Source organism: Acinetobacter sp. IRS14 (genome assembly GCF_034650275.1).
Lineage (GTDB): Bacteria > Pseudomonadota > Gammaproteobacteria > Pseudomonadales > Moraxellaceae > Acinetobacter > Acinetobacter oleivorans.
On record NZ_JAOVFN010000047.1, the window covers coordinates 1 to 3,627 of the forward strand.

Annotated in this window: 3 protein-coding genes; all 3 read left to right on the forward strand. The window is 35.4% G+C overall.

The window, feature by feature from the left end; genetic code table 11:
* Nucleotides 1–419, forward strand: a 419-nt coding sequence (locus ODQ17_RS18930) for an aminotransferase class III-fold pyridoxal phosphate-dependent enzyme (protein WP_322905592.1), incomplete at its 5' end; no start/stop codon positions are given.
* A complete protein-coding gene (gene astA / locus ODQ17_RS18935) occupies nt 416–1,510 on the forward strand; it encodes an arginine N-succinyltransferase (RefSeq protein WP_322905594.1) in 1,095 nt (364 codons plus the stop codon). The genes ODQ17_RS18930 and astA, both read left to right, overlap by 4 nt.
* A 399-nt stretch (nt 1,511–1,909) precedes the next feature.
* On the forward strand, nt 1,910–3,373 hold the full coding sequence (locus tag ODQ17_RS18940; RefSeq protein ID WP_238613092.1) for an amino acid permease: 1,464 nt from the start codon (nt 1,910–1,912) through the stop codon (nt 3,371–3,373).
* Nucleotides 3,374–3,627: the final 254 nt, after the last annotated feature.

The following is a 3,627-nucleotide window of genomic DNA, read 5'->3' on the forward strand; positions in this document are numbered from 1 at the left end:
ATTTTTCAGTGGGTACACATGGTACGACTTATGGTGGTAACCCGTTAGCAAGTGCGGTTGCAGGTGCAGTATTTGAGTTTATTAATACACCCGAAGTGCTCAATGGCGTTAAAGAGCGCCATGATTACTATAAAAACGCTTTAAATCAATTAAATGAAAAATATGAAATCTTTGAGACGATTCGCGGTGAAGGGTTACTGATTGGCTGTGCTTTAAAAGACAAATTTGCTGGTAAAGCAAAAGATATTAATAACCTTGCAGGTGAAGAAGGATTACTGAGTCTGATTGCTGGCCCAAATGTTCTACGTTTTACACCGTCTTTGATTATTCCATTTGCTGATATTGATGAAGGCTTAAAACGCTTTGAACGTGCGCTTGCTCGCTTTGTGGAAATTCAAAAGGATGAACAAGCAGCATGATGATTATTCGCTACATCGAACCTAAAGATGTTAATGACCTTTACCTGTTGGCGCAAAAAGCAGGTTTTGGTTTGACATCTTTGCAGCCAAATATGGAAAAACTTGCCGCTCGTATTGAGCGGGCCTGTAAAACTGTTGCAGGTGAACTCCCAAAAGCAGATCAGGTCTATTTATTTGTTTTAGAAGATACTGAACTCAACAAAGTTGTCGGTGTTTGCGGGATTGAAGTCGCACTTGGTTTAAAAGAGCCTTGGTATAACTTCCATGTAGGGACACAAGTTCACGCATCTGAACCTTTAAGTGTTTATAACGCTTTACCGACTTTGTATTTGAGTAATGACCATACTAACTGTAGTGAGCTTTGTACTTTATTTTTAGATCCTGACTATCGCTTAAATAAAAATGGCAAATTTTTATCTAAAGTTCGCTTCTTGTTTCTGTCAGCATTTCGCCAATATTTTGAAGAAACCATTGTTGCTGAAATGCGTGGATACTCTGATGCAAATGGACAATCACCATTTTGGAATGCGGTAGGGCATAAGTTTTTTAATATTGAATTTACCAAAGCCGATTATTTGAGTGGAGTCGGGCAAAAGGCTTTTATTGCTGAGCTAATGCCAAGACATCCACTCTATGTCGATATGTTACCTGATGATGCGAAAGCCGCGATTGGCATTGTTCACCCAAATACTCGACCAGCCTACAACCTCTTGCTTGAAGAGGGGCTACGCTATAAAGGCTATGTCGATATTTTTGATGGTGGGGCGACATTGCAGGCCGATATCGAAAATTTACGGGCAATTAAAGAAAGTCAGTCTGTAGCGGTAAAAATTGAACAACCTGAAAATATCGCCGTAGGTGATGAAGCTTACATTGTGGCCAATCATGACTATGAAAATTATCGGGCCATTCTTGTGTATAGCAAACCTCATCAAAACATATTGCAGTTAACAAAAGAACAGGCAAAACAATTGAATGTTGAAAATGGCTCTTTAGTTCGGGTGCTAAGTGTTCAAGTTAAACAAGTTTCGAATCCAGAAGTGGTCAATAAACTCAAAGCGACTGAACATTTTCGAATGGCTGTTAATTAAGCGGAAATTACTATACATTTCACCAAATTTAAGAAGGAATACTATATTATCGCTAGCGCAAGATGGGTATATGGATAAATACAATCTTGCTCGCTGAGCTGGGATTAATTAGCCTGTTTTTTTATATAAAGAGTAAGTAAATAAAATATTTAATTAATTTATATATTTTAATTGTTTATTGAAATTATATTGGGAAAAGCAGGCTAATATAATAATGAAGGAAAGGATTGATGATTAATTTTTATTGTTATAGGTAATAGCTTTTAAAAAGGAATTTATAAGGTTTTAAGTGGTTTAATAATATTTTTAACATGATTTAATGGACTAAATTAATAATCATATAATTTATTTATTATTAAAGCATTTACGACGGTTGCTATAAATTGGAGTAAATATTACATGAGTAAGAATAACGGAAAGCAGTTCCTGGAAGGAGATCTTCTTGGTAGTCAACATATGACTGAACAAGAAGAAGAGAAATTGCAGCGCTCATTAACCAATCGTCATATTCAGATGATCGCAATTGGTGGTGCAATTGGTACTGGATTATTTATGGGTTCCGGGAAAACATTAAGTGTTTCGGGTACTTCAATTGTTTTAACCTATTTAATTATTGGTTTCTTCTTTTTCTTCGTGATGCGGGCAATGGGGGAGCTGTTGCTTGCGAATACCAATTTTAAAACATTCGCCGATTTTGCAACGGCTTATCTCGGCCCATGGGCAGGTTTTTTCCTTGGTTGGTCCTACTGGTGTAACTGGATTATTACTGCGATTGCAGACGTGATTGTGATTGGAGGGTACATGCAGTTTTGGTATCCCGATTTACCCGTTTGGATTCCTGCATTTACTTCATTGGCGGTTTTAACCATACTCAACTTTGTGGCTGTGCGATTGTTCGGTGAACTTGAGTTTTGGTTCTCACTCATCAAAATTACTGCAATTATTCTGTTTATTTTGGCTGGTATTTATTTAATTAGTACTGGATTTACTTCTCCAAATGGGGTTAAGGCCTCAATGAGCCATTTGTTTGAAACACAATCTATGTTTCCTTATGGTGTAACAGGTTTCTTAGCTGGCTTCCAAATTGCCATATTTGCGTTTGTGGGTATTGAGCTTGTCGGTACAACTGCTGCTGAAACCAAAGATCCGCATACCTCACTTCCAAAAGCAATTAACTCTATTCCTTTACGTATTTTGTTGTTTTATGTGGGAGCATTGGTTTGTATTATTGCAGTCACTTCTTGGGCTAAAGTATCGCCAGATAAAAGCCCATTTGTAGAAATGTTTACTTTAGTTGGGTTACCAATTGCGGCAGGTTTAATCAACTTTGTTGTTGCGACTTCGGCACTATCTTCGGCAAACAGTGGAATCTTTGCGACCAGCCGTATGTTATATGGTTTAGCTTTGGACAATGATGCACCCAAAAGCTTTAGTAAGCTGTCTAAAAGAAAGGTTCCAATTAGAGGTCTCGTATTTTCAATGGCTTGCGTAACGCTTGGAACATCAATTCTATTCATTGTGCCAAATGTTATGACGGCATTTACGATTATTTCAGCGCTCACTTCAATTTTATGTATTTTTACATTCATGCTGATTGTGCTTTCATATATTTATTATCGTAAGAAAAGCCCAGAATTACATATCCAGTCAAAATATAAAATGCCAGGTGGTTTATTTATGGCATGGATGACAATGTTGTTTTTAGTCTTCACTATAGTAATTTTAGCTTTAGATCATGATACGTTAATTGCTTTAGAGTTTTCACCAGTATGGTTTATTGGTTTGTTTATTGCCTATAAATATAAAAAGAAAAAGATGTTGCAGCTTGATATTTTAAAAGCTCAAAAGGTTGATTATATTTAAGTCGAGTATAGTTGTTTTTATATTAAAGCTAGGTGAGTACCTAGCTTTTTTGCTTTTGGAGGAAAACTTTATAAATATTTTATAAGATTAAGATATAAATTTAAAGAATAAAAAGTGATCATATAAATTTTAATAATTAAAAAAAATATATATATTTATTTTTGTTTATGTAATTATTGGACGATTTTTATACTTTAAATCATAAAAAATAACGAAATAATTGAATGGAGCACGAATGCTGAACCATAAAAAAT

Excerpts from the sequence above, each read along its gene's own strand:
- astA (WP_322905594.1), top strand. The coding sequence starts at position 416 with ATGATGATTATTCGCTACATCGAACCTAAAGATGTTAATGACCTTTAC.
- ODQ17_RS18940 (WP_238613092.1), top strand. The coding sequence starts at position 1,910 with ATGAGTAAGAATAACGGAAAGCAGTTCCTGGAAGGAGATCTTCTTGGT.